The sequence below is a fragment of the Knoellia altitudinis genome (assembly GCF_042666355.1).
Classification (GTDB): domain Bacteria; phylum Actinomycetota; class Actinomycetes; order Actinomycetales; family Dermatophilaceae; genus Knoellia; species Knoellia altitudinis.
Genome location: NZ_JBHTDK010000002.1, coordinates 411,181 through 434,263, shown reverse-complemented (window position 1 = coordinate 434,263; position 23,083 = coordinate 411,181). Strand labels below are relative to the sequence as shown.

Below are 23,083 nucleotides of genomic sequence, written 5' to 3'. Positions count from 1 at the left end.
GTTGGACCGCTTCATCCCGGTTGCCACCTCCGGTCGAGAGCCCCTTTATCGGGTGACCCGATCATGCGGCGGCTGACAGATGGGTTCAGACGCACGTATGCCGTGTGCCCTCGTGGGCAACACGGCATACGGCGTCTGTGGGTGGAGACCCTCAGGCGGACTTCTTCTTGCCCGGCTTCTCACCGCGCGACGCGCGCAGGAGGAGCAGGCGCTCCTCGAGGAGCTCCTCGAGCTCGGGGATGGAGCGACGCTCGAGGAGCATGTCCCAGTGGGTACGAGCCGGCTTGACCGGCTTCGGCTCGGGCTCGGGGCCGCCGCCCTGGAGCTTGGCCTCCTCGCCACAGCGGCACTCCCAGACGGCCGGGATCTCTGCCTCGATCGAGAACGGAAGCTCGATGCGGTGGCCCTGGGGGCACAGGTAGGTGGTGATCTGACGCTCGCTCGGGACGACGTTCTCGTCCGTCTCCATGCTGAGGGCGCCGAGTCGGCTGCCGCGCAGGCTGCGTTCTGCCATGGGGTGTCTCCCAACGAATTTCGTGGATCCCGGCGGATGTGCTGCGCCGGGTGTCACAGATGAAACGGCTGAGCATCCGCCGTTGTTCCGGGATCAGCGATGACGTCGCTGCCGCCGTGCGAGGCGCAGGTCCCCCTGTGACCGGAATCACGCCCTTTCGGCGCGACAGATCAGTCTAGCGGATTCAGACGACCGCTGGCACCTCGTTGCCGGCCTCGCGGATCCCCCGGGGCATGTCGACCTTGGCCAGCAGGACCCCGCCGAGCACGAAGAAGACGACCAGGGCGAGGATCGCCGGCCGGTAGGAGTCGGTGATCTGGTGCACGACACCGAAGATCACCGCACCGAACCAGCTCGTTCCGCGCTCGAGCGCCTGGTAGAGGCTGAAGAACTCGGCCTCGCGGTCTCGGGGGACGAGCTGCGAGTACATCGAGCGGCTCAGGGCCTGGGTTCCGCCCATGACGAGCCCGATGCCGATGCCGAGCGCGAAGAGGGCACCCAGCGCCTTCTCCGGGACGAAGAAGGCCGAGATGATGACGAGGACCCACATGCCGATGCCCCACAGCACCGTCCGCCAGGCACCGAGCCGTCGAGCGACCTGGCCGAAGATGAGAGCACCGCCGAAGGCCACGAACTGCACCATGAGGAAGAGCGTGAGCATGGTGGTCTCGGAGAAGCCCAGCTCGGCCGTGCCGTAGAGGCTGGACTGGCCGATGACCGTCTGGATGCCGTCGTTGAAGAACATGTAGGCGACGAGGAAGAGCAGGGTCTGGGGCAGCCCGAGGAGGTGCTTGAACGTGTCCTTGAGCTGTCGGAAGGTGCCCCCGACGACACCGGCCTTCGCCGCGACGACCGGTCGCTCGACGCCGCGCATCTGCCACATCCCGAGGACCGGGATGAGGCTGAACAGCCCCCACCAGAGCCCGGCCATGAGCATGCTGATCCGCACCGCCTGCCCGGTGCCACCGAACGTGTCCTCGTTGCTCAGCATGAGGAAGTTCACGGCGAGCAGCAGCCCGCCGCCGAGGTAGCCCAGGGCCCACCCGCGCGAGGACACCTTGTCGCGGTCGTCCGGGTGGCAGATGCGCACGAGGATCGCGTCATAGACGACGAGGGAGGCTCCGAGGCAGATGCTCGCGATCATGAGCAGCAGCACGCCGAGCTGCCAGTTGGTGCCCTCGACGAAGAACATGAGGGAGGCGGCGACCGCGCCCACCCCGGCGAAGGCACCCATAAGTCGCGCGGGCCGCTTCGTCCGGTCGGCGATCCCGCCCACGAAGATGAGGAGCAGGGCACCGACGAAGGTCGACAGGCCGACGGTGTAGGGGTGGAGGGAGCCCGGGTCGATGGGGAGCCCCAGCACGTTGAGGTCGGTCGTGCAGTCCGCGCCCTCGGCCAGTCCCGGGCAGGCCGCCTCCGTCGCGATCGAGGTGAGGTAGGGGCCGAACAGCACCGTGGCCGTCGTCGTCACGAAGGCGGAGTTCGCCCAGTCGTACCAGTACCAGGGGCGCTGGTACGGCGCGTTGGTGGAGTACTCCTCGGCGGTGACCGTGGCCGACTGCGTCGTCATGAGCCGAACTGTGGCACACCGGAAGGGGTGAGCGGGCGAGTACGTCTACTCAGCCTGCGTACTCCCAGTGCCAGGGTTCCGGTGTGGCGCCGGAAGGACCCGCCCAGCTGGGGTGGAACCAGCCGTAGAGCGGAGCGTTCTGCTTCATCCACAGGTGGGCGGGGGAGCCGAAGTTGTTGATGCCACCGCACAGGTCGAGCGCCATGCCGAGCCCGTGGCGGCTGGTGCCGGGGCGAGCCGCGAAGCGCCCACGCTTGGCCTTGGTGACGTACTGCTGGCTGAGCGAGCGGTAGGAGTCGGTGACACAGATCGGGCTGCCCGTCTGCTTGGCGTAGGCCATGCTCATGGCGTTGTAGGCGGCTGCGGCTCGGGGCGACAACATCTCTCCCGGGGCCTGCCACAGGGGGCAGAGCGCCGACGTGGGGAACATGCCGTTGGGGTACGCGCCGGAGGCCGTGCTGCACGGCTTCACCACGCCCGCCGTCGGGACCGCGGACCCGAGCACCTTGGCGAGCTTGGCGTAGGCCGCCTTGGCCTCGGGTGTCTGGATTCCCACGAGGTATGCCGCGATGGGCCCCGCCTTGGCGACGTCGGCGGCCTGCGACTTCTGCAGCAGGGCCAGCTTGGTCTGCTGCGTCCTGACCAGCGCGTCCAGTGACGCCTTCTCGCGGACGATCTTGGCTGCTGCCTCGACGGCGACCTTCTGGGCGGCTGCTCGGCTCGTCGTGAGCTCTCGCTGACGCGCGGTCAGGGTCCGGACCTCGTCGACGGCTCGCACGCGCTGGTCGGTGAGGTAGGACAGGTCGCCGAGCGGGTCGCCCACCTCCGCCTCGTCGGCGCCCATCGCGTCGAGCATCGAGAGCATCTCGGCGCCGGTGCCACCCTCGGCGTAGGCCTGGAACGCCCACTCGCGAACGATGGCCCGGGCGCGATCGAGGCGCCCCTGGAGCACGCCCAGCTCGATCTTGGCCTGCGCTGCTGAAGCCGTCGCAGTCTTCTCGGCGGCCCGCGCCTCGGTCAGCGACTCCAGTAGGGCATTGGACTGCGCGGCCAGACCCTGCAGCTCCTTGAGGGCGAGCGACAGGCCGGTGTTGGACGCGGTGATCTGGGCCCAGATCTGGTCGGCGGCGGCGACCTGCTGGGCCAGGTCGGTGGTGGTCAGCAGGTTGTCGGGGTCGAAGGACCGGGGTCCGTCATCGGAGTCACCCGGTGCGGGCGGGTTCCACGGCAGGCGTGGCGTCGGAGTCGGGTCGGGGTAGGGGTCCGGCCGGGTGGGGGGCGCATCCGTCGCGGGAGGCGGGGTCGTCGGGGGCGACGTCGTGGTGGACGGCTGCGTGGTGCTCGGCCGGGGCGTCGCTGGAGGTGGTGTCGTCGTAACCGGAGGGGGCGTCGTGGCCGGAGGTGGGGTCGTGGCAGGGGGTGGTGTCGTGGCAGGGGGTGGTGTCGTCGGCGGAGGCGTGGTGGTCGTCTCGGCGGGCTCGGCCACCGGGGTCGTCGCGCTCGGGTCCACCGGCTCGGCAGCGGCCGAGCCGACCGTCAGCGCAACGGCAGCCGCTGATGCGGCCAACCCTGTCGCGATCCGCGACAGCCTTCTCCGTTGCATGGTGGACGTTCACTTCCCGGGCGCACGACCTGCGCCCTGCGCTGACCGGGCAGGACCCGATGACTCTCCGGTCCACCCTAGAGGAGGGGGACAGGCCTGTCAGCCGGTTGACGTCTGACCGATGGCCTCGGAGACGACCTTGGCGAGGGCTGCGTGCCCGGCATCGTTGGGGTTGGTTCCGCCGGCGACCATCAGCTCGGGCTGGTCGACGAGCGGCTGCTTCGTGTCGAGATAGGTGACCCCCGCGGCCGTCGCGGCTGCCCGGACGGCGGACGTCTGGGCCGTCAGTGACTCCGGGACCGGGCGGAGGTCCCACCACGGGTTGACCACGTAGATCTTCGCCTGCGGCAGCGCCTTCCTGAGGTCGCCGAGGGTGTCGCTGACGGCCTGCGAGAAGTCCTCGGCGGGCAGGCCTGCGTCGTTGCCGCCACCGGTGACGACGACGGCGGAGGGCTTTGCCCTCACGACCTCGTCGACCATGCCCTCGAAGTTCGGACAGGCCGCGTCGCCGCACGAACCCTCCGATCCCTTGCGCAGGTAGCCCGTGCGAGCGTGGCCGAGGTTCACCTCCTTGAGTCCGAGGTCGGCCGCCACGAGACTCGTCCAGCGCTTTGCCCGGGTCGTCGCGCTCCTGCCTTCCGCGACCGAGTCCCCGAGGAAGACGACCGATCCCGCCCCGGTGGTCGACGACGCGGACGACGAGGGCGACGGTGCCGTGGTCATGGACGGCGTCGTCGAAGCCGAGGTCTGCGGCGCCGCGGCCTCGGGACCCCGGCTGCGCAGCGAGAAGCCCACGAGGACCAAGGTGAGGACGAGAAGTGCGGCCAGTGCGCCGTTCTCGAGGCGGTCGTTCATGCCTCGCAGTGTTCCACGAGTCCGGCGGCACCCTGCGGAGGTCCTTGTCTGTCCGGTGGCGTGACCTGACCGGACAAGGGGGGACGCTGCGATTGACCAGGTCAGCGCGGCCCCGGATGGTGAAGATGTCACAGCTCGCACAGCTCGTGGATCACCGTCGCCCCACAAGGAGCATCAATGCGCCGCATCCTCTCCAGGTCTGCCCTCACTCTGGCCTGCAGCCTCGTCGTCGCCCTCGGCGTCGCCGTGCCCGGCAACGGCTCGGGTGGCCTACCCGCCGCAGCCGCCGCGACGCCTCTCACCGCAGAGGTGAACCCCTTCATCGGGACGCAGGACAACGGGAACACCTTCCCCGGGGCGAGTGCGCCCTTCGGGATGGTGCAGGTGAGCCCCGACACCGGGGGAGAGGGTGGCTACGACTACTCCCAGTCGTTCATCCACGGTTTCAGCCAGACCCACCTGTCGGGTGTCGGCTGTCCGGTGGTCGGCGAGCTCCCGGTCATGCCGACGACGGGAGCGGTCACATCGACCGACCACACGGCATACCGGAGCGGTTTCACGCACGCCGACGAGGAGGCGACACCCGGCTACTACCGGGCGGGTCTGACGAAGTACGACATCGACGCCGAGCTCACCGCGACCGACCGCACGGGGTGGCAGCGCTACACCTTCCCGGCCGGCAAGCAGGCCAACGTCCTCTTCAACACGGCCAAGGCCAACAGCACCGTCTTCGACTCCGAGATCCATGTCGTGGGCGACCGGACGATCGAGGGTCGCATCCACAACGGCAACTTCTGTGCCGGCAAGGACGAGCACACGATCTACTTCTCGGCCCAGTTCGAGAAGCCGTTCGAGAGCTTCGGGACCTGGACCGGGTCGACCCGCACGCCGGGAGGTCGTGACGCCTCCACCGTCCGTGGGGGCAACGGCGCCTGGGTGACGTTCCCCGCGGGCACGACGAGCAGCACCCTCAAGGTCGGGCTGAGCTACACCGGCGTGCCCGGTGCCCGCGCGAACCTCGCCGCAGAGACGGGGTCGTCCTTCGACTTCGACGCGACCCGCACCGCCCTCACCCAGCGTTGGGAGAGCCAGCTCGGCAAGGCGCGGATCACCGGCGGGACGAGCGCACGACGCACGGCCTACTACTCCTCGCTCTACCACGCGCTTCTCCATCCGAACCTCGCCGAGGACGTCGACGGCAAGTACTTCGGCTGGGACCGCAAGATCCACACGAGCGACGGCTGGACCGCCCGCCAGAACTTCTCCCTGTGGGACACCTACCGCCCGCAGAACCAGCTGCTCGAGATCCTCGAGCCCGATGTCGCCCGCGACTCCTACCTGTCGATCCTCGCCATCGGCCGCGAGGGTGGCTGGCTGCCCCGCTGGGCCTTGGCCAACAGCGAGACCAACATCATGACCGGTGACCCCGTGACGCCCTTCCTCGTCGAGGGCTGGTCCAAGGGCTTCCTCGCCGGTCACGAGGCCGAGGCCTATGCGCTGCTGAGGCAGAACGCCACGGAGCGACCGCCGGTGGACAGCCAGTTCAACGGACGCAGCGGACAGCACTACTACGAGAAGCTCGGCTACATCCCGTTCGGACTGGAGCTCGGCACCGACTGCGTGCACCACGGCGGCGACAACGACTGCGTCCACCCGGCGTCGGCGACCCTCGAGTACGCCGCTGCTGACGCGTCGCTGGCGCAGATGGCCAAGGGCCTCGGCAAGACCGCTGACGCCGCGATGTTCGACGAGCGAGGACGGAACTACCGCAACCTCTTCGACTCCACGACGGGCACCTTCCGCCCGCGGCTCGAGGACGGCACCTGGCTCGACCCGTACGACCCGGTGGAGGCGTCACGCGCCTTCCACGAGGGTGGGGCGTACCAGTACCAGTGGCTCGTGCCCCAGGACCCGGCCGACCTCGTCAAGCTGATGGGCGGTCAGGAGAAGGCGTCGGAGCGCCTCGACGACTTCTTCGCCTACGACAAGCTGCTGACCGACCCTGCAGGGACGGTGCGCAACGACTGGATCGAGGCGACGTACGCCTACTACTCCAAGCCGACCTACAACCCCAACAACGAGCCCGACCTCCTGGCCCCCTACATGTACGCGTGGGTCCGGGAGCCCTCCAAGACCGCGACGGTGGCACGGGCGGCATACACGCTGTTCAACCCCGGACCGGACGGCATGACCGGCAACGACGACCTCGGGACGATGTCAGCGTGGTACGTCATGTCCTCGTGGGGCATCCACCCGCCGATGAGTGGCGCGAACTACTTCGTCGTGTCGAGCCCGCAGTTCGAGCGCACCGACATCACCGTGGCTACCCCGAAGACGGGGACCGCGCGGCAGGGCGGCAGGCTGACCATCACCGCACCCGGTGTCTCCGACGACCGTCGCTACGTGCAGTCCCTGACGGTCAACGGCTCGCGCACGACCAAGAGCTGGATCGGCTGGGACGCACTGCGATCGGGCGGTCAGATCTCCCACGTCGTCGGTGACACCCCGAGCTCGTGGGGTACCCGTCCCTCCGACGTGCCGCCATCGGTGTCGACCTCCAAGGGTTCGTCCAAGGTGAGCCTGAGCATGACCGCGCGACCCAACCCCCTTGTCCTGGGCACGGACGCGACCTCGGGCAAGTTCGTCGTCGACCTCGTCGGACAGGCGCAGAAGAGCCTGCCCACCCGTGTGTCGGTGGCTGTCCCGGAGGGCTGGAGCGCCACCAGGGCCAGCACCGACGTCGTGCTGAAGAGCAACGGTGTGCCCGCCTCGGCATCCGTCCCCGTGACGTTGGGACTGCCCGCGGACGCGGCACCGGGTGACCACCAGGTCGTCGTCACCGCGTCGGCCCCGGGCGTGCCCGACGTCGTCCGCACGCTGACCGTGACGCTCAAGGAACCGCTGACGTGCGCGAACGCTGCGGCTCCGTGCGCCGTCGACCTGGGCGCCGAGCGCAACCATGACGGCACGGCGACCGTGACCGCGACCACCGAGGGCAACTTCGACGGAAGCGGCTGGGCGTTCGACGGAGCACTGCTCCCGGCCGCCGGCTCGTGGGAGCACGGGGGAGTGGAGTATGCCGTCCCGTCGGCTCTCGGGACGACGCCCAACTTCGTCGAGGCGCGGGGACAGACGCTCCTCGTCCCGGCCGGTGCGCGCTCACAGCTGCGCCTCATCGGAGCGACCCACAACGGTGACGTGTCGACGGCCCTTCGCGTGACCTACACCGACGGCTCCGTGGCGAACGTGCCGGTCGCTCTGACCGACTGGGCTGCCGGGAGCGGTCGCAACGGCAACACCGTCGCCATCGCGATGGACCACCGGATCAAGGGTGGCTCCGGGGTCGACGGTCCGCCGGTGCAGCTGTTCGCGGCCAGCGGGGCGACCGACGGCGGCAAGCAGCTGCAGTCGATCACCCTGCCCAACGACCCGCGGTTCGAGGTGTACGCACTGACGCTCCAGTGACGCGGGCGCTCGTCCACAGGCGGGCGGTCTCTGGGACGTCGTCCACAGATCGCCCGCCAGGGCTGGCGGCCCCCGGCCACGCAACCACACGCTGGCACCAGACATTGGTGCCGCGTGCGGCGTGAGCAGGGGAGTGGAACATGACGAGGATCGTCGATCCGACGACGCCGTCCGTCAACACGGTGGAGCTGTCCGGGCGAGTGAGCGGCGAACCCGAGTCGCGACAGCTGCCCAGCGGGGACCAGATCGTGACCTTGCGACTGGTGGTGACCCGGCCCAAGGGAGGACCGGTCGACACCATCGACCTGGCCTGCTGGTCGTCGACCACACGTCGGTCCGCCGAGCGGGTGGGCGACGGGGACCAGGTGCACGTCGTCGGCGCCCTCCGTCGCCGCTTCTTCCGGACACCCGGTGGAGCGGCCAGCCGCTACGAGGTCGAGGTGACCAAGCTGTCACGTCGTCGGGGGGTCAGTGAGTGAGCTTGAGACCGACGACGCCGGCGACGATCATCGCGACGAGGACCAGACGCAGGGGTGACGTCGGCTCCCGGCCGGTGGCCATCGCATAACCCACGGTGAGGACGGCACCGATCCCGACCCACACGGCATACGCCGTCCCGACCGGAAGGTCGCGCATGGCGAAGGCGAGCCCACCCATGCTGAGGACGAGGGCGATGCCGAAGGTGAGGGTGGGGACGAGTCGGGTGAAGCCCTCCGACCGGCCGAGGGCAGTGGCCCACACGGCCTCCAGCACACCGGAGAGGACAAGGACGATCCACGACATGACGAGCTGCTCCTGCGGGCCGTCTTGTCGCGTTGCCGGGTACGGCGCCCCTCGTCCGGGAGCCTGCAGCAGGCTCTCCGACCAAGGTCTCACACGGGGGAGGGGGCGGCAAATGCGCCGAGTCCGGAGGTCACAGGTCGCGTTCGTAGTAGACGGCGAGCGGACCCTCGCCCCGCCCCTCGTGGCAGTCGAAACCGAAGTCCTCGTAGAGGTGACGCGCGGCCTCGTCGTCCTCTGAGGTGTTGAGGTCGGCGTAGACGGCTCCACGGGCACGGGCATGGTCGAGGACCTCGGCGAGGAAGGCTCGCCCGATGCCCCGGCCGCGGTGGTCGGGAGCCACGTAGAACTCCGCGAGGTAGGCCTCCTGCCCGGCATCCCACGTCGCCGTCCGGAACCTCAGGATCGCCAGCCCGATGGGTGGGGACCCCGTGAGCAGGACGCTCGTGTCGCCACCCTGCACCAGGCTCGCGAGATGGCCGGCGAGCCACACCGGATCTGGCGTCGGGTCGTCATACTCCGTGTTGAAGTCCACCAGCAGGCCTGCGGCACAGCGGAACTCATCGTCCGTTCCTGCCGGGAAGCTCGTGTCCATGGCGTGAGGCTAGCGCTCATCGCGACGACGGACCATGGCTGAGTGGGTGCGGGGAGGCCGTCGGACGTAGCAAGATCGTCGACGTGGCAGGACACTCGGGGTCGGACGACAGGTTGCGCGACCTGGCGCTGCTGCGACGGGTCCGGGACCGCATGGACCGTGAGTTCGCCCTGCCGCTCAACGTCGAGGCGTTGGCGGCAGACGTGCACATGTCCTCGGGTCACCTGAGCCGGTCGTTCAAGGCGGCGTACGGCGAGTCGCCCTACAGCTATCTCATGACGCGCCGCATCGAGCGGGCCATGTCCCTGTTCCGTCGGGGTGACCTGAGCGTCACTGAGGTCTGCTTCGCTGTGGGTTTCTCCTCCCTCGGCACGTTCAGCACGCGCTTCACCGAGCTCGTGGGTATGCCGCCCAGCACCTATCGCCAGCTGGCCGAGGAGTCGGCCGGCGAGCTGCCGTCGTGCGTCACCAAGGCGGTCACGAGACCGATCAGGAATCGAGAAGCACCGCCGTTCGAGCCCCGCTAGCGTCAGCGGCATGAACCTGAGCATCCACCACACGTTCCTCCCGCACCACGACCCTGAGGCCTCGCTGGCCTTCTACCGAGACGTCCTGGGCTTCGAGGTCCGCAACGACGTGGGCTACGAGAACATGCGTTGGATCACCGTCGGTCCAGCCGGTTCCGGGACGACGATCGTCCTCACGCCGCCGGCCGTGGATCCGGGCATCACCGACGAGGAGCGTGCCACCGTCCTGGAGATGATGGCCAAGGGCACCTACGCGACCATCGTCCTGCAGTCGCCCGACGTCGACGAGACGTTCCACCAGATCCAGGCGACCGGCGCCGACGTCATCCAGGAGCCCACCGACCAGCCGTATGGCGTGCGCGACTGCGCGTTCCGCGACCCCGCCGGCAACCACGTCCGCATCAACCAGGCCTGATCCGGGCTGCTGCCGATGTGCATCCCCGGGGCGCGGTTTCTGACCGACTCAACGGCTCGTGAGGATCACGAGCCGCTCGGTGGCCCTGGTCATGGCGACATAGCGGTCCACGGCGCCCTCGACCCCGTCACCGAACGTCTGCGGGTCGACGAGGACCACGAGGTCGAACTCGAGCCCCTTGGAGAGCGCCGGCGTCAGGGACAGCACCCGGTCCGTCGACTCAAAGCTCGGATCACCGATGACGCAGGCGACGCCGTCGTCGTGCTGGGCGAGCCACATCGAGAGGATCTCGTCGCGGTCTGAGCGCCGGCCGTGGGTGACCGGGACGCCGGCACTGCGGATGCTCGTCGGCACGTTGGCGTCCGGCAGTGCTGCGCGGATGACCGGTGCGGCTTCGGCCATGACCTCCTCGGGGGTGCGGTAGTTGATGCTGAGCGAGGCCGTGGTGACCCGGTCGACCCCGATGCGCTCGAGGCGTTGCTCCCAGGACTCCTGTCGCGCCTGGGCGCGGTCGCCGACGATGGTGAGGCTGCGGGACGGGCACCGCACGAGCAGCATCTGCCACTCGGCGTCGGTCAGCTCCTGCGCCTCGTCCACCACGATGTGGGCGAATCGACCGGCGAGCAGGTCGGCACCCGCGCTTTGGGTGGCCGCCTCGTCGACGAGGTTCTCGCGGATGTCGGGGTGGCGGAGCATCGTCACCAGACCCTCGCCGTCGTCGGCCGCGATGAGGTCATCGATGACCTTGGCCATCTGCTCGCGCTCGACGGCCGAAGCTGCCTCCCGCCGACGCCGGCGTCGCGAGGCCTCGGGGTCGCCGAGCCGCTGTCGTGCCGCATCGAGCAGGGGCAGGTCGGCGAGGGTCCATGCCTGGGCGTCATCGCGCTGGAGCAACCGGACCTCCTCCCGGCTGAGCCATGGGGCGCACCGACGCAGGTAGGCCGGGACCGACCACAGGTCGCCCACGAGGTCGGCGGCCTCGACGAGCGGCCAGGCCCGGTGGAAGGTCTCCATGAGCTCCTCGTTCTGCAGCAGGGTCCTGCGCAGGAGGTCGTGCGGGGCGTCGACCTCGTCGTCCTCGTGCTTCGTGATGATGATCGACACCAGCTCGTCCCAGATCTCGTCCCGAGCCTCGTTGTGGGGCGTGCCGGGCGCCGCGGCCTCGAACGCGACACTCCAGTCCTCGGGGCCCAACCAGACGTCGGCCCAGGGGGTCTCCACCGTGAGTCCGGCCGTTGGCGGCTCCTCGTAGAGAGCGACCGCCGGCTCGATGGCCTTCACCATGTCGACGGTGCCCTTGAGGCGGGCAACGTTGGCATCAGGCTCGATTGGGGCATCGGCACCTTCGGTCACGAGGTCGCGGATGGTGCAGGTGAGCACACCTTCCTCGCCCAGGCTCGGCGGGACGTCGGACACGTAGGCCAGGTAGGGCTGGTGCGGTCCGACGAAGAGGACACCGCCCCTGCGGTGGCCGAGTCGCGGATCCGAGTACAGCAGGTATGCCGTCCGGTGCAGCGCCACAACCGTCTTGCCCGTGCCTGGTCCTCCGTCGACGACAAGTGCCCCCTTGGAGCCGGCCCTGACGATCGCATCCTGGTCGGCCTGGATGGTGCCGAGCACGTCACGCATGCGCTCGGAACGACTGCTGGCGAGGCTGGCGATGAACGCCGACTGGTCGTCCAGCGCTGCATGGCCCTCGAGCCCGTCGGCAGTGAAGACCTCGTCCCAGTAGTCGGTCACCCGGCCGCTCTGCCAGCGATATCGGCGTCGACTCACCAGACCCATCGGGTGGGCATGGGTGGCGCCGAAGAAGGCTTCGGCTGCGGGGGAGCGCCAGTCGATCAGCAGCCGAGTGCCGTCACTGTCGGTGAGTCCCAGTCGGCCGATGTAGATCGGCTCGGCGTCGTCGGCAGGCACGATGCGACCGAGGCACAGGTCGACGCCGTAGCGGGTCAGGGCGCGCAGCCGCGCCGTGAGTCGGTGGATCTCGAGGTCCCGGTCCATGGCGGCCTGACCCGTGCCGCCCGGCGAGGAACGGGCCACGGCGAGCCGCTCGGAGAGCTGGGCGATGGACTCCTCGAGACTGGCGGCGACTGCTGCGAAATGCCGCCCGTCAGAGGCGATCTGGCGCTCGTCAGCCTTGGGGGAGAGGTGTTCGGGAAGGTGAAAGAAAGGGGTGGTCGTCGTCGTCACTCAGGGCTCCGTCCGGCCGGAACCTCCGGCCACGACCTGAAATTCTGGACACGAACAGCCGCTTGCGGCAAGGCCCCCCATGCGCTATATCTTGGGAGTGGAAGGACGCCTCGGGCGATCCTTCTTTTTTCTGCCCCGGGGTGGCTGTCGACAAACAGCCGTGGACGGGTCCGGCAAAGGCGTCCCGGCACGTGCCAGAAGCAACCGCCCAGCTCGGCCCGTGTGACCCCGGTGCTACGTGTTCGCTCGACCGTTGACGGGGAGGAAGCCCGCCCGTGCAGACATGTGAGTACGCAGCGGTTCCGCGGATGCTTCTGGTCGTTCCATAACGCCGATAATCAACATTATGTCAAGTAACGCGAACTGTGACCCAGGGCGACCTCCCCTCCTGTCCCAACGTAGAGCCCTTGACGACTCGCACGAACCGTGGCCCCCGACGGAATGACGCCGTCGTTACTGCTGCATCCGCGGATCCTGCGTGGGGTCGGCATACATGCGAGGACAGCCGTCGTCGACGGCGTCGGGACGCAGCTCGAAGTGCCAGGGCTCGTTGCGATAGATCTGACACAACCCGTGAGCTGCGCCGTGCTCGGACAGCCACGCCGTCGCAGCCGAAGGTCCCAGATCGACCGCCTCCCCGGCGACGTGGGCCGAAGTGCTCGGTGTCGCCACCCAGCGGGCCGCCTCGGCCCTGGAGCCGTAGCGGCGGATCGCGTCTCGAAGGAGCCGCTCCTGGTGCTCCGCAGAGCGCCAGCCGCTGTTGACCACGAAGGCAACCCCCTCCCTCTGCGCCTCCCCCGCCGCCCGGCGGAGGGCGTCTGCGAGGTCGCGGTCGAGGTTGCGCACCGCCGGGACGTCGGTGTCGAAGACCGTCGCATCCTCAGGCACGCCGGCGCCGGCCCCCGATCCATCAGGAGTCCGCTTCCCGGGCCCCGAGCCCGTGGGCTTCACCGCAGCCGGCGCCAGTCGTGAGGGCACAGCCACGGTCACCATCTCGGACGACGCGGATGTCCCCTGCGTCGCAGTGGACGATGGCCCCTGAAGGTGGTTGCCCACCACTGCCACCATGGCTGCGACGAGCAGTGGGCCACCGAGACGCGGACCCCACCGATGGTGAGGGCTCGTTCTGCCGGCTGCTTCTCGAGGAGTCATGACGTCAGTCAAGGCACCACCGCGTTGCCATCGCGTATGCCGTTCTCGATACGCCGCGGATATGCCGCCCGCCCTAGCATCGACGGCATGCGTGTCTTGATCGTCGAGGACGAACCCCTCATGGCCGAGGCCATCCGCGACGGGCTGCGGCTGGAGGCCATCGCCTCCGACATCGCCCCCGACGGTGACCTCGCCCTCGAGCTGCTGGGCGTCAACACCTATGACATCGCCGTCCTCGACCGCGACATCCCGGGCCCGTCCGGCGACGAGGTGGCCGGGCACATCATCCGCTCCGGGAGCGGCATACCCATTCTCATGCTCACGGCGGCCGACCGCCTGGACGACAAGGCGTCCGGGTTCGAGCTCGGGGCCGACGACTACCTCACCAAACCCTTCGAGCTCCAGGAGCTCGTCCTGCGTCTCAGGGCTCTCGACCGTCGGCGGGGTCACAGCCGCCCACCCGTGCGGGAGATCGCCGGTGTGAGGCTGGATCCGTTCCGCCGGGAGGTCTTCCGCGACGGTCGCTACGTCGCGTTGACGAGGAAGCAGTTCGCCGTGCTCGAGGTGCTCGTCAGCGCCGAGGGCGGCGTCGTCAGTGCCGAGGAGCTGTTGGAACGGGCGTGGGACGAGAACGCCGACCCGTTCACCAACGCCGTGCGCATCACCGTCTCGGCCCTGCGCAAACGGCTCGGTGAACCCTGGGTCATCGCGACGGTGGCCGGCGTCGGCTACCGCATCGACACGGCCTCCGGCACGGGACCGGAGCGAGCGGGTCGTGGATAGACCCTCTGGGCCGAGCGTCCGGCTCAAGCTCACCCTCAGCTATGCCGGGTTCCTCATGGTCGCGGGCGCACTGCTGCTCGCCGTGGTGTGGGTCTTCCTCCTGCGCTACGTGCCGGACGTGACCACCGGACCCGGACCCGGACCTGCGAGGTTCGTGCCCAACCGCTCCGACCTCCAGCGCGCGTTCGTCCCCAAGGCGGCGTGGGCCATGGCTGCCCTGTTGCTGTTCGGCCTCGTCGGTGGCTGGGTCCTCTCCGGGCGCATGCTCGCTCCCCTGTCCCGCATCACCCGGGCCACCCGCCTCGCCGCGGAGGGCTCTCTCGCCCACCGGATCGAGCTGGAAGGTCCCCGGGACGAGTTCCGTGAGCTCGCCGACGCCTTCGACAGGATGCTCATCCGGCTCGAGGCCCACGTCGCCGAACAGGAGAGGTTCGCGGCCAACGCCTCTCACGAGCTGCGCACACCGCTCGCGATCACCCAGACGCTCCTCGAGGTGGCCCGCCAGGACGCGAACCGCGACCCCATCGAGCTCATCGACCGTCTCCACTTCGTCAACTCCCGCGCGATCGACCTCACCGAGGCCCTGCTCGTCCTCAGCCGCGCCGATCGAGGGTCGTTCGCCCGCGAGCCGGTCGACCTCTCCCTCATGGCCGAGGAGGCAACCGAGACGCTCCTACCTCTGGCAGAGGGACGGGGACTGACCATCGAGACCTCCGGCTCCCCCTCCCCCACCCTCGGCTCACGCGCTCTGCTGCTGCAGCTCACGACCAACCTCGTGCACAACGCCATCGTCCACAACCTGCCGGATGCCGGCACCGTGTGGGTGACGACCGGTGTGGGGCGGACGACCGCGTGGATCATCGTCGAGAACGACGGTGTCGAGCTGTCTCCCGACGTGGTGCGCACCCTGGCGGAGCCCTTCCGCCGTGGGACCGAACGCATCCGCACCGACCACACAGGTGTCGGCCTGGGCCTGACCATCGTCCAGAGCATCACCCGGGCTCACGACGGAGCGCTGACTCTCACACCCCGCGCGGGCGGCGGACTGTCCGTGAAGGTGAGCCTTCCCCTCGCCCCTCACCTCACCGGCGGGTGAAGATGAGGTCGAAGTCCTTGCGCCACGTGGAGCCCTGGTCCTCGGAGGCCTCCCAGCGCCCGTCGAGCCGGTCCGGCGAGACGTCCGCCACGAACCGCTGGTGCATGTCGGGATCCTCGCGGACCAGAGTCCACCGTGAACCGTCGAAGGTCATGTCGAAGACGCGGCAGACGCCTCGTTCGTCGTGGTAGAGCGCGGTGAGCTCGTCCCGGGCGTCGCTGCGGCCGAGCACCAGGACCTGCTCGCTCGTGGCCTCCCCGACATCACCCTGCATGGTCCAACGGGCGACGAGGAAGGCATCGGCCAGCCACTCGATCGTCGCGGAACCGGGCACCTCCTGATCGGCCGGCTCCAGGAACCATGCGTTGGTCAGCGTGGTGTCCCACGACCCTGTCAGGACGTCCAGACGGTCCAGGTCCTTGTTGCGCATTGCTGCCTCCATCTGTGTCGGGTTGCCGCCGAGTCTCACCTAGCTCGTTCAGGCTTCGGCGAGCCGTGGCGACGGGATGGTCATGACGAACGGCGCCGGCGAGTCGAACCCCAGCCGCCGATAGAACGCCACCGCAGCGAGGTTCTCCTCGCCGACCCTCAGGTGGACGCCGGGCACACCCAGACGCCCCAGCTCCTCGGCCAGGGTGCGCAGGAGCTCTCGGCCGAGGCCGCGTCCCTGGGCTTGGGGCAGCAGGTCGACGTGCAGGTGCGCGGGGAAGGCCGCGTCATCGGCGTGCGAGAGCATCAGCTCCGGTCGGGTGCCGCCGGCGAAGAGCCATTCCTCGTCTGCGCGCGCCGCCACGTCCCCGTGCCGACGCACGAACTCGTCGGTCCACGACTGGCCCCACCAGGCCACGAAGTCGACCGTGTCAGGAACCGCGACGACGTACCCCACGGCACCATCGCCCTCATCCACGACCCAGGCAAGACCCTGCGGATATCGCAGGTAGGGCTCGAGGTAGACGTCCGGCAGGAGACCGTCGTCGGCCCACCGGCCGGTCGCGTCGGTGCCGTTGTCACCGGTGAGCAGGCAGACGCGGCGCATCGAATCGAGGTCGTCGAGGGTGGCCCGCCGGATCGTCACGCCACGACCGTAGTCCTGGTCGGTCATCCGAGGGGAAGTCGCGCCAACAGCTCCCCGTGCACGACGGCGAACCAGGCGTCGGGAGCGGTGCTCCAGCGCCACCAGCCGTCGCCGATACGCGCCAGCTGCTCGGCGTCGACACCGTGCTCGGCAGCCTGCTCCGCGAACACCCTCCCCACATAGCGCTCGGCCTGGCTCTCGCCCCACCAGCGGCAGGACCTGTCGTCGGCGTAGGTCCAGACACTCGTCGACAGGCGGACGTCAGCCAGTCCCGCAGCCCGGGCCCAGCCCCGCAGCCGGCGCCCGGCATCGGGTTCGGCACCGTTGCCCCGCGCGACGTCTCGATAGATCGAGCGCCACTCGTCGAGCTCTGGCACCTCGGGAAACCAGGCCATCGCCGCGTAGTCGGCGTCGCGGGCCGCCACCCACCCACCGGGCCGACAGACCCGGGCCATCTCGGTGAGCGCCGTGACCGGGTCCGTCACGTGTTGCAGGACCTGGTGCGCATGGACGACGTCGAAGCTGTCGTCGTCGTGGGGCAGGGCAAGGACGTCGGCCTGCTCGAACCGCGTCGTCGTGTCGCCTCGCCGGGCAGCCTCGTCCCGGGCCGCCGCGAGCGGACCCGCGACCGGCTCGATCCCGACCACCTCGCCAGGTGCCACGACCTCGGCCAGGTCGAGCGTGATGGTGCCCGGCCCACAGCCGACATCGAGGACCCGCATCCCCGGTTCGAGAACGGGCAGCAGGTAGGCGCAGGAGCTCTGCGCGGTGCGTCGTCCGTGCGAGGCGAGCGTCGCGGGCTCATGACCCTGCGTGTAGCGGTGCTGACCCTTCCCCGCCGAACCGGACCCGGCTGGGCTCGTCACGACAGCCCCCGGTGCGTCGACCACAGCGCACTCGCGTGGGTCGCGGCCGCGTTGATGAGCGCCACCAGCTCGGGCCGGTCCGGGACGCGGAAGGACGTGTAGCCACCGCGACCACTCGCCACCGGCCGCCCGTAGGCCTTGGCGGCGAGGTGCCCGTCAGGCAGCAGGCGGATGGTCACCGACTGCAGGACGAACTCCGCGCCCGCGCGAGTGTCCCGCCACTGCAACGCCTCCGGCACGGCGACGTTGATCGCCAGGGCACTGACATCGACACCGGCGTCCTCGGCGGGAGGTGGAGGCTCGGCCGTCATGGGCTCATCCCTTCGTCACACGTGCAGGTGGATCGACATCGACACCGTGACCACGTCTCCGAGTTCGATGGACTCGGCCCGCCGCACCCGGTCCTTGAGCGGCACCACGTAGCCACCGTCCTTGGGCCACAGGGAGGTCGTCCACTCCGTCGCACCGATACGCACCGTCACCGGCACCATCCCCCATCCGTAGCTGACGAGCTCGGCCGACTCGCGGACGTCGTCGTGCAGCTCCTCGGGCACCGACACGAAGTGGAAGGGAGCCGGTCCGCGCCACTCCCAGACCTCACCCGTGAGCTCCAGCTCGACGACGTCGCTGATCACGCCCGCCAACCTAGCCTCGCCGACCCGACCCGGCCACCACCGACCACAAGCACCCACTCCCCCGAACGTGGCCCGCAAAGTCTTGACCCCGGCATACCAACTCTTGACTCGGACGAGACCCTGCGTTGACCGCGGCCTTCCTAGGCTATGGGCGCTGCGGCGGTGAGGATCAGGGAGTTCTTCACTCCACCGCGGCCGCGCCTGCTCGATTTCCTCCCGGGCAGGTCGTCGTCGTCACCCCCACCGGTCCAGGGGCTCAGGCACCGGCGGGGGTGACGCACGTCAGGGGGCGATCTCGAGCAGGTGGGCTCGTTCCTGCCCGATGGGGGTGAAGCCCTCGCGCAGCAGGACCGGGAGCGACTGGGTGCGTCGCGCCTTGGTCACTGCGGTGTGGCACCGCGCCGTGGAGGCAAGGTCGAGCCTCGCGGCCAGCATGGCGGCATACACCCCGCGTCGGCGGGCGTGCGGCAGGACGGCCGCGCCGACAAGGGGCGCCACGCCGTACTCGAAGCCCACTCGCGCGCGCCCGACCGGCGCCCCGTCGACCCACCCCACGACCCAGGCGCCCGCTCCGCGCTCGAGCTCGTCGAGCACGTCGGCCAGCAGCGCGGCGCGATCCGGCTGCGGGTTGTCGAACACCTCGACGCCGATGTCGACCACGGCGTCGAGGGCCTCGGCGTCCTGCACGAGGGTGACCTGCACACCCGGTGCGATCGACGGCGGTGCGTCACCCACGGCGCGTGCGACGCACACCTGGTCCTCGATCGTCTTCGCTCCCGCCGCCAGCACGAGCTCCTCCAGCCCGAGGGGTGTCGAGTCGTCGCGGAACCACCATTCCGCGCTGCGCGCCCCGGACGTCCGCAGGTATGCCGTGAGCTCACCGAAGAGGTCAGCCGGGTCGCGGTCCGACCGGGTCCAGTGGACGACGAACGGCCGTTCCGGCTCAGGCGGGTAGTGGCTGATGAGCGCGTCGTAGTGGCCGAGGGTCACGTAGCCCCGGCTCGGCGTCACGCCGTGCCGGGTGATCGACTGCAGGACGAGGTCGGGGAACGTCGGCTCGGTCACGCGGCGACCGCTGGCTCACGCCTCGAAGCGGCCGGGGTCACCCGCGCCGACGCGCAGCACCTCGGCGCCCGCGCCGGAGAGGTCGACGACCGTGGTCGGCTCCGTGCCGCACTCCCCCGAGTCGATGACGACGTCGACGACGTGGTCGAGCTCCTCCTTGACCTGCCAGCCGTCGGTCATGGGCTCGCTCTCCCCCGGGAGGATGAGGGTCGACGTGAGCATCGGCTCGCCCAGCTCGGCCAGGAGTGCCTGCACGACGGGGTGCTCCGGGATCCGCACGCCGACGGTCTTCTTCTTGGGGTGCAGCACCCGACGAGGCACCTCACCCGTTGCGGGGAGGATGAACGTGTAGGGACCCGGGGTCGAGGCCTTGACTGCTCTGAACACCGAGTTGTCGACGTGCACGAACTGGCCGAGCTGGGCGAAGTCGGCGCAGACCAGAGTGTAGTGGTGCTTGTCGTCGAGCCGACGGATGTCGCGGATGCGGTCCTTGGCGCTCTGGTTGCCCAGCGCCGCTCCCAGGGCGTAGCCGGAGTCGGTCGGGTAGGCGATGAGCCCACCTTCTCGCAGGGTGTCGACGGCCTGCTTGATTGCTCGGGGCTGCGGGTCCACCGGGTGGACGTCGAGGTAGCGCGCCACGGCTCAGTCCTCGCGCATGGTGATGGGGGTGCCGAGCTGGACGGTGCGCGACACGGTGCACAGGCGGTCACGTGACTGGGCGATCGACCGAGGCAGCATCTCGCGTGCCTTGTCACCCTCCGGGCCCTGCGGGAAGCGCACCCTGAAGGTCACCTCGAGGTCCTCCATGTGGTTGCCCTTCTCGGCGCTCTTGACCTTGTCGCCCTCGCTGACGACCACGAACTCGGTCGGTTCGGCGCGCTTGGCGGTGATGAAGTCGACGTCCACGGCGCTGCACCCGGCGATGGCCGTGAGGAGCAGCTCGACGGGGGTGAAGTCGTCGGACTCCCCCGTGCCGATGTGGATGGTTCCACCGCGCACGTTGGTGACGTCGAACTCGCCGTGGCTCGTGCGGGTCAGCGTGACCGCGCGGTGCCCCGGTCCGGTGCCACCGGTCTCTGCGGTCGGGTCGGGCTGGGTCACGTGGTGCTCCACTTCTCGTCGATGGCGCGCACGACCTTGATGTCGCGCGAGGTGAAGGTCGTGCCGGCCAGGCGTTCGAGCCTGGCGCCGCCGAGCCTGGGGGCGGGGACGTTCCCGGCCAGCTCGAGGAGCAGGTCACGGCCCACGACACGGCAACGTTCTGGGGTGTCCGCGTATGCCGTGAGCGCACCTTGCGCTGTCGCGCTCACCTCACCCTTGGCGAACGCGACGTAGCGACGCGCCTGGTCGTCGAGAAGCGGAGGGGTCGCCTCGATGGCCTGCACCATGGCGTGGAACTCGCCGGGAGACCGGACCATGGTGGGCACCTCGAAGCCGCGCCAGTCCCGCAGGAGGTCCTCGATGGCGGCCTCGACCTTGATGGCCGAGCGCATCCTGGACGTGAGGGCGATGTTGCCGGTGTGGATGTGGGTCTCCACCTCGGTGAAGCCGGCCGCCACGAGCCGTTCGCGCAGCTCAGCCATCGGCACCTGGTGATGGGCACCCAGGTTGATGGCACGCAGGAAGGCCAGGTGACGCGGCATACGAGGATCCTGCCAGAGCGGGGTGGAGGCAGAGTCCCTGCTCACCCGCGGGTGGCGGAGGGGGCGAGGCTCCTGCCAGAGTGAGCCGCATGACTGGTCCACCCGCTGTCCCCGAGGGACGCATCGTCCTCGTCCGTCATGGCAAGACCGAGTGGAGCGAGTCGGGTCAGCACACCGGCACGACGGACATCCCCCTCACAGAGCAGGGCGAGGCCGACGCCCTGACCCTGGGCGAACGGCTGTCGGGCTTCGACTTCGGACTCGTCCTCACCTCCCCGATGCAGCGCGCTCGACGCACGGCGGAGATCGCCGGGTTTGGCTCGCCTGAGGTCGATCCCAACCTCGTCGAGTGGGACTACGGCGCCTACGAGGGGCGCACCACGAAGGAGATCCGGGCAGAGCTCGGCTACGACTGGGCAGCCTTCGAGCACGGTGTCGTCCCTGGTGAGACCCCCGGCGAGACTGTCGAGGAGGTCGCGGCCCGCGCCTCCCGGGTTCTGCTGCGGGCTGCGCCCGTGCTGGCGACCCGGGACGTGCTCCTCTTCGGACACGGCCACGCGCTGCGGGTGCTCGCGACGACGTTCCTGCGCGAGCAGCCACGGTTCGCGGCCAAGCTGCTGCTCGACGCAGGGTCGGTCAGCGTGCTCGAGTACGAGCGCGAGCAGCCGGCGATCAAGCTGTGGAACAGCCTGGGCTGAGCCCTCGTTGGACCGGGCCCGAGCTCAGGGCAGCGGCCAGGTGTGGACCGGCTCGTTGGTGCCCATGTGCTCGGTGTAGAGCTCGAGCATCTGGTGCAGCGCCGTGCGCCGGTCGGACCCGCGCTCCTCGAAGCGCCGGACCGCGTCGGTCTGCCAGGTGGCGCCGTTGGCGCCGGCCTGGCACCGGGCCTCGATGATGCCGAGGAACCGGTCACGCACGGCCTGGGAGACACCCCACTCCTGGAGGCCTTCGTGGGCGAGCGGCAGGAGGTGACGCAGGACGAGCTCGTCGGCCCCGACCTCGCCGAACCCTGGCCAGTAGAGGCGTGCCTCGATGCCGTCCCGGGCCCCGCGGTGGAAGTTCTCCTCGCACGCCGCGAAGCTCATCTTGGTCCACACGGGGCGCTCGGTCGACGCCAGCTTGCGCACGACGCCGTAGTAGAAGGCGGCGTTGGCCATGGTGTCGGCGATCGTCGGGCCGGCGGGGAGCACCCGGTTCTCGACCCGGAGGTGGGGCCGCCCCTTGACGATGTCGTAGATGGGACGGTTCCAGCGGTAGACCGTGCCGTTGTGCAGTCGCAGCTCGGCCAGGTCGGGCGCCTCGCCCGCCTCGAGCTTGGCCATCGGGTCCTCGTCGGTCGTCTCGGCGAGGAGCGCCGGGAAGTAGCGCGAGTTCTCCTCGAAGAGGTCGAAGATCGAGGTGATCCAGCGCTCACCGAAGAAGACGCGGGGTCGCACGCCCTGGTTCTTCAGCTCGATGGGCCGGGTGTCGGTCGCCTGCTTGAAGAGCTCGATCCGGGTCTCGGCGTGGAGCCGCTGACCGAAGAAGAACGGCGAGTTCGCGGCCAGGGCCACCTGGACGGGTGAGATGGCCTGCGCGGCGTTCCAGTGGTCGGCGAAGTCCGAGGGCTCCACTTGCAGGTGCAGCTGCACGCTCGTGCACGCCGACTCGGGAGCGATGGAGTCGCAGTAGGTTGCGACCCTCTCCCCCTGCGGGCCGGTGATGTCGAGATAGATGTCCTCGCCGCGGGCCACGAAGATGGAGTCGTTGAGCGCGGTGTAGCGGTTGTTGTCGCTGATCCACTCGCCCTCGTAGTGCTCGGGCATGATCGTCGGGAGGATGCCGATGGCCACGAGCCGCGAACCCACCTCCCGGGCCTTGGCGTCCGCTGCGTTGAGCGACTCACGCAGGTCGCGCTCGAGCTCGAGGGCCGAGTCGCCCGGCAGAGCTCTCGGCGGGACGTTGAGCTCGATGTTGTACTGGGCCAGCTCGGTCTGGTAGCCGGGGTCGGCGATGGCCCGGAGCACCTCGGCGTTGGCGAAGTGGGGGTCGAAGTTCTCGTTGACGAGGTTGAGCTCGATCTCGAGGCCCGTCATTGGCCGGTCGAACTCGAAGGAGTGCTGGCCCAGCATCCGCTCGAAGACGTCGAGGTTCTGACGCACCTTCTCGCGATAGCGCTGGCGCTCCTCGCGTGTGTAGCTCTGCGCGCTGACCTCAGCACCCACGCCCATCACCTCCCGATCTCATCGTGGTTCGTCTGCTCGGAGGCCGA

Annotated in this window: 25 protein-coding genes and 1 riboswitch; of the genes, 7 read left to right on the top strand and 18 right to left on the bottom strand. The window is 69.5% G+C overall.

Annotated elements, in window-relative coordinates; all coding sequences use genetic code 11:
- Positions 1 to 151: 151 nt before the first annotated feature.
- The 4 genes from ACFQW8_RS16810 to ACFQW8_RS16795 form a co-directional block, all read right to left on the bottom strand.
- The gene (locus ACFQW8_RS16810) at positions 152 to 514 is read right to left on the bottom strand and encodes an RNA polymerase-binding protein RbpA (protein ID WP_380089350.1); all 363 of its coding nucleotides are present in this window, start codon (positions 512 to 514) and stop codon (positions 152 to 154) included.
- Between the two features lie 184 nt (positions 515 to 698).
- Positions 699 to 2,084, bottom strand: coding sequence for an MFS transporter (locus ACFQW8_RS16805; protein ID WP_380089348.1), 1,386 nt, complete (start codon positions 2,082 to 2,084; stop codon positions 699 to 701).
- A 49-nt stretch (positions 2,085 to 2,133) separates the two neighbouring features.
- Positions 2,134 to 3,651: a D-alanyl-D-alanine carboxypeptidase family protein gene (locus tag ACFQW8_RS16800; protein WP_380089347.1), complete on the bottom strand. Its 1,518-nt coding sequence runs from the start codon at positions 3,649 to 3,651 to the stop codon at positions 2,134 to 2,136.
- Positions 3,652 to 3,786: 135 nt separating this feature from the next.
- On the bottom strand, positions 3,787 to 4,542 hold the full coding sequence (locus ACFQW8_RS16795) for an SGNH/GDSL hydrolase family protein (RefSeq protein ID WP_380089345.1): 756 nt from the start codon (positions 4,540 to 4,542) through the stop codon (positions 3,787 to 3,789).
- 177 nt (positions 4,543 to 4,719) lie between these two features.
- Here ACFQW8_RS16795 and ACFQW8_RS16790 point away from each other — a divergent pair, with 177 nt between their 5' ends.
- Together ACFQW8_RS16790 and ACFQW8_RS16785 are read left to right on the top strand one after the other, a co-directional pair.
- Positions 4,720 to 8,007, top strand: a complete 3,288-nt coding sequence (locus tag ACFQW8_RS16790; protein ID WP_380089343.1) for a GH92 family glycosyl hydrolase — start codon at positions 4,720 to 4,722, stop codon at positions 8,005 to 8,007.
- Positions 8,008 to 8,147: 140 nt separating this feature from the next.
- Positions 8,148 to 8,486, top strand: a complete 339-nt coding sequence (locus ACFQW8_RS16785; protein ID WP_380089341.1) for a single-stranded DNA-binding protein — start codon at positions 8,148 to 8,150, stop codon at positions 8,484 to 8,486.
- Here ACFQW8_RS16785 and ACFQW8_RS16780 read toward each other — a convergent pair.
- Together ACFQW8_RS16780 and ACFQW8_RS16775 are read right to left on the bottom strand one after the other, a co-directional pair.
- A complete protein-coding gene (locus ACFQW8_RS16780; protein ID WP_380089339.1) occupies positions 8,476 to 8,790 on the bottom strand; it encodes a DMT family transporter in 315 nt (104 codons plus the stop codon). The two genes, ACFQW8_RS16785 and ACFQW8_RS16780, sit on opposite strands and share 11 nt — an antisense overlap.
- Positions 8,791 to 8,803: 13 nt before the next feature.
- Positions 8,804 to 8,869: riboswitch (guanidine-III (ykkC-III) riboswitch) on the bottom strand.
- Positions 8,870 to 8,920: 51 nt separating this feature from the next.
- On the bottom strand, positions 8,921 to 9,382 hold the full coding sequence (locus ACFQW8_RS16775; RefSeq protein WP_380089338.1) for a GNAT family N-acetyltransferase: 462 nt from the start codon (positions 9,380 to 9,382) through the stop codon (positions 8,921 to 8,923).
- Positions 9,383 to 9,465: 83 nt separating this feature from the next.
- Between ACFQW8_RS16775 and ACFQW8_RS16770 the strand changes: the two genes are divergently transcribed.
- The gene (locus ACFQW8_RS16770) at positions 9,466 to 9,909 is read left to right on the top strand and encodes a helix-turn-helix transcriptional regulator (RefSeq protein WP_380089337.1); all 444 of its coding nucleotides are present in this window, start codon (positions 9,466 to 9,468) and stop codon (positions 9,907 to 9,909) included.
- Between the two features lie 10 nt (positions 9,910 to 9,919).
- Complete coding sequence (locus tag ACFQW8_RS16765; protein ID WP_380089335.1) at positions 9,920 to 10,324, top strand: VOC family protein; 405 nt, start codon at positions 9,920 to 9,922, stop codon at positions 10,322 to 10,324.
- A gap of 48 nt (positions 10,325 to 10,372) precedes the next feature.
- Here ACFQW8_RS16765 and helR read toward each other — a convergent pair whose 3' ends face one another.
- Together helR and ACFQW8_RS16755 are read right to left on the bottom strand one after the other, a co-directional pair.
- Positions 10,373 to 12,517 carry an RNA polymerase recycling motor ATPase HelR gene (helR, locus tag ACFQW8_RS16760; RefSeq protein ID WP_380089333.1) on the bottom strand — a complete coding sequence of 715 codons (2,145 nt, stop codon included), beginning with the start codon at positions 12,515 to 12,517 and terminating at the stop codon, positions 10,373 to 10,375.
- 453 nt (positions 12,518 to 12,970) lie between these two features.
- Positions 12,971 to 13,510: a M15 family metallopeptidase gene (locus ACFQW8_RS16755; protein ID WP_380089807.1), complete on the bottom strand. Its 540-nt coding sequence runs from the start codon at positions 13,508 to 13,510 to the stop codon at positions 12,971 to 12,973.
- A 246-nt stretch (positions 13,511 to 13,756) separates the two neighbouring features.
- Here ACFQW8_RS16755 and ACFQW8_RS16750 point away from each other — a divergent pair, with 246 nt between their 5' ends.
- A complete protein-coding gene (locus ACFQW8_RS16750; RefSeq protein ID WP_380089331.1) occupies positions 13,757 to 14,452 on the top strand; it encodes a response regulator transcription factor in 696 nt (231 codons plus the stop codon).
- Entirely contained in the window at positions 14,445 to 15,548 is a 1,104-nt protein-coding gene (locus tag ACFQW8_RS16745) for a sensor histidine kinase (RefSeq protein ID WP_380089330.1), read from the top strand. The genes ACFQW8_RS16750 and ACFQW8_RS16745 overlap by 8 nt, the downstream gene beginning before the upstream one ends.
- On the opposite strand, the gene ACFQW8_RS16740 is transcribed toward ACFQW8_RS16745, so the two are convergent.
- From ACFQW8_RS16740 to ACFQW8_RS16700, 9 genes are all read right to left on the bottom strand, one after another.
- Positions 15,535 to 15,978 (bottom strand): hypothetical protein, encoded by a 444-nt coding sequence (locus ACFQW8_RS16740; protein ID WP_380089328.1) that lies wholly within the window; start codon positions 15,976 to 15,978, stop codon positions 15,535 to 15,537. The genes ACFQW8_RS16745 and ACFQW8_RS16740 overlap by 14 nt on opposite strands.
- 48 nt (positions 15,979 to 16,026) lie before the next feature.
- Positions 16,027 to 16,623 carry a GNAT family N-acetyltransferase gene (locus ACFQW8_RS16735; protein ID WP_380089326.1) on the bottom strand — a complete coding sequence of 199 codons (597 nt, stop codon included), beginning with the start codon at positions 16,621 to 16,623 and terminating at the stop codon, positions 16,027 to 16,029.
- Positions 16,624 to 16,646: 23 nt separating this feature from the next.
- Positions 16,647 to 17,489 carry a methyltransferase domain-containing protein gene (locus tag ACFQW8_RS16730; protein ID WP_380089324.1) on the bottom strand — a complete coding sequence of 281 codons (843 nt, stop codon included), beginning with the start codon at positions 17,487 to 17,489 and terminating at the stop codon, positions 16,647 to 16,649.
- On the bottom strand, positions 17,486 to 17,800 hold the full coding sequence (locus ACFQW8_RS16725; RefSeq protein WP_380089322.1) for a hypothetical protein: 315 nt from the start codon (positions 17,798 to 17,800) through the stop codon (positions 17,486 to 17,488). Before ACFQW8_RS16725 ends, ACFQW8_RS16730 begins: the two co-directional genes overlap by 4 nt.
- Before the next feature lie 15 nt (positions 17,801 to 17,815).
- Positions 17,816 to 18,124, bottom strand: a complete 309-nt coding sequence (locus ACFQW8_RS16720) for a DUF1905 domain-containing protein (RefSeq protein ID WP_380089320.1) — start codon at positions 18,122 to 18,124, stop codon at positions 17,816 to 17,818.
- A gap of 282 nt (positions 18,125 to 18,406) precedes the next feature.
- Complete coding sequence (locus ACFQW8_RS16715; protein ID WP_380089318.1) at positions 18,407 to 19,189, bottom strand: GNAT family N-acetyltransferase; 783 nt, start codon at positions 19,187 to 19,189, stop codon at positions 18,407 to 18,409.
- 15 nt (positions 19,190 to 19,204) lie between these two features.
- Entirely contained in the window at positions 19,205 to 19,828 is a 624-nt protein-coding gene (locus ACFQW8_RS16710) for an L-threonylcarbamoyladenylate synthase (protein WP_380089317.1), read from the bottom strand.
- 3 nt (positions 19,829 to 19,831) lie between these two features.
- The gene (locus ACFQW8_RS16705; RefSeq protein ID WP_380089315.1) at positions 19,832 to 20,290 is read right to left on the bottom strand and encodes an OsmC family protein; all 459 of its coding nucleotides are present in this window, start codon (positions 20,288 to 20,290) and stop codon (positions 19,832 to 19,834) included.
- Positions 20,287 to 20,832, bottom strand: coding sequence for a DUF1697 domain-containing protein (locus ACFQW8_RS16700; RefSeq protein ID WP_380089314.1), 546 nt, complete (start codon positions 20,830 to 20,832; stop codon positions 20,287 to 20,289). The genes ACFQW8_RS16705 and ACFQW8_RS16700 overlap by 4 nt, the downstream gene beginning before the upstream one ends.
- Before the next feature lie 89 nt (positions 20,833 to 20,921).
- Here ACFQW8_RS16700 and ACFQW8_RS16695 point away from each other — a divergent pair, with 89 nt between their 5' ends.
- Entirely contained in the window at positions 20,922 to 21,530 is a 609-nt protein-coding gene (locus ACFQW8_RS16695) for a histidine phosphatase family protein (protein ID WP_380089313.1), read from the top strand.
- 24 nt (positions 21,531 to 21,554) lie between these two features.
- Here the strand turns inward: ACFQW8_RS16695 and ACFQW8_RS16690 are convergent, their stop codons facing one another.
- On the bottom strand, positions 21,555 to 23,042 hold the full coding sequence (locus ACFQW8_RS16690; protein ID WP_380089312.1) for a glutamate-cysteine ligase family protein: 1,488 nt from the start codon (positions 23,040 to 23,042) through the stop codon (positions 21,555 to 21,557).
- Between the last annotated feature and the right edge of the window lie 41 nt (positions 23,043 to 23,083).

Excerpts from the sequence above, each read along its gene's own strand:
- ACFQW8_RS16810 (WP_380089350.1), bottom strand. The coding sequence starts at position 514 with ATGGCAGAACGCAGCCTGCGCGGCAGCCGACTCGGCGCCCTCAGCATG.
- ACFQW8_RS16805 (WP_380089348.1), bottom strand. The coding sequence starts at position 2,084 with ATGACGACGCAGTCGGCCACGGTCACCGCCGAGGAGTACTCCACCAAC.
- ACFQW8_RS16795 (WP_380089345.1), bottom strand. The coding sequence starts at position 4,542 with ATGAACGACCGCCTCGAGAACGGCGCACTGGCCGCACTTCTCGTCCTC.
- ACFQW8_RS16790 (WP_380089343.1), top strand. The coding sequence starts at position 4,720 with ATGCGCCGCATCCTCTCCAGGTCTGCCCTCACTCTGGCCTGCAGCCTC.
- ACFQW8_RS16785 (WP_380089341.1), top strand. The coding sequence starts at position 8,148 with ATGACGAGGATCGTCGATCCGACGACGCCGTCCGTCAACACGGTGGAG.
- ACFQW8_RS16780 (WP_380089339.1), bottom strand. The coding sequence starts at position 8,790 with ATGTCGTGGATCGTCCTTGTCCTCTCCGGTGTGCTGGAGGCCGTGTGG.
- ACFQW8_RS16775 (WP_380089338.1), bottom strand. The coding sequence starts at position 9,382 with ATGGACACGAGCTTCCCGGCAGGAACGGACGATGAGTTCCGCTGTGCC.
- ACFQW8_RS16765 (WP_380089335.1), top strand. The coding sequence starts at position 9,920 with ATGAACCTGAGCATCCACCACACGTTCCTCCCGCACCACGACCCTGAG.
- ACFQW8_RS16755 (WP_380089807.1), bottom strand. The coding sequence starts at position 13,510 with ATGGTGACCGTGGCTGTGCCCTCACGACTGGCGCCGGCTGCGGTGAAG.
- ACFQW8_RS16750 (WP_380089331.1), top strand. The coding sequence starts at position 13,757 with ATGCGTGTCTTGATCGTCGAGGACGAACCCCTCATGGCCGAGGCCATC.
- ACFQW8_RS16740 (WP_380089328.1), bottom strand. The coding sequence starts at position 15,978 with ATGCGCAACAAGGACCTGGACCGTCTGGACGTCCTGACAGGGTCGTGG.
- ACFQW8_RS16725 (WP_380089322.1), bottom strand. The coding sequence starts at position 17,800 with ATGACGGCCGAGCCTCCACCTCCCGCCGAGGACGCCGGTGTCGATGTC.
- ACFQW8_RS16700 (WP_380089314.1), bottom strand. The coding sequence starts at position 20,832 with ATGCCGCGTCACCTGGCCTTCCTGCGTGCCATCAACCTGGGTGCCCAT.
- ACFQW8_RS16695 (WP_380089313.1), top strand. The coding sequence starts at position 20,922 with ATGACTGGTCCACCCGCTGTCCCCGAGGGACGCATCGTCCTCGTCCGT.
- ACFQW8_RS16690 (WP_380089312.1), bottom strand. The coding sequence starts at position 23,042 with ATGGGCGTGGGTGCTGAGGTCAGCGCGCAGAGCTACACACGCGAGGAG.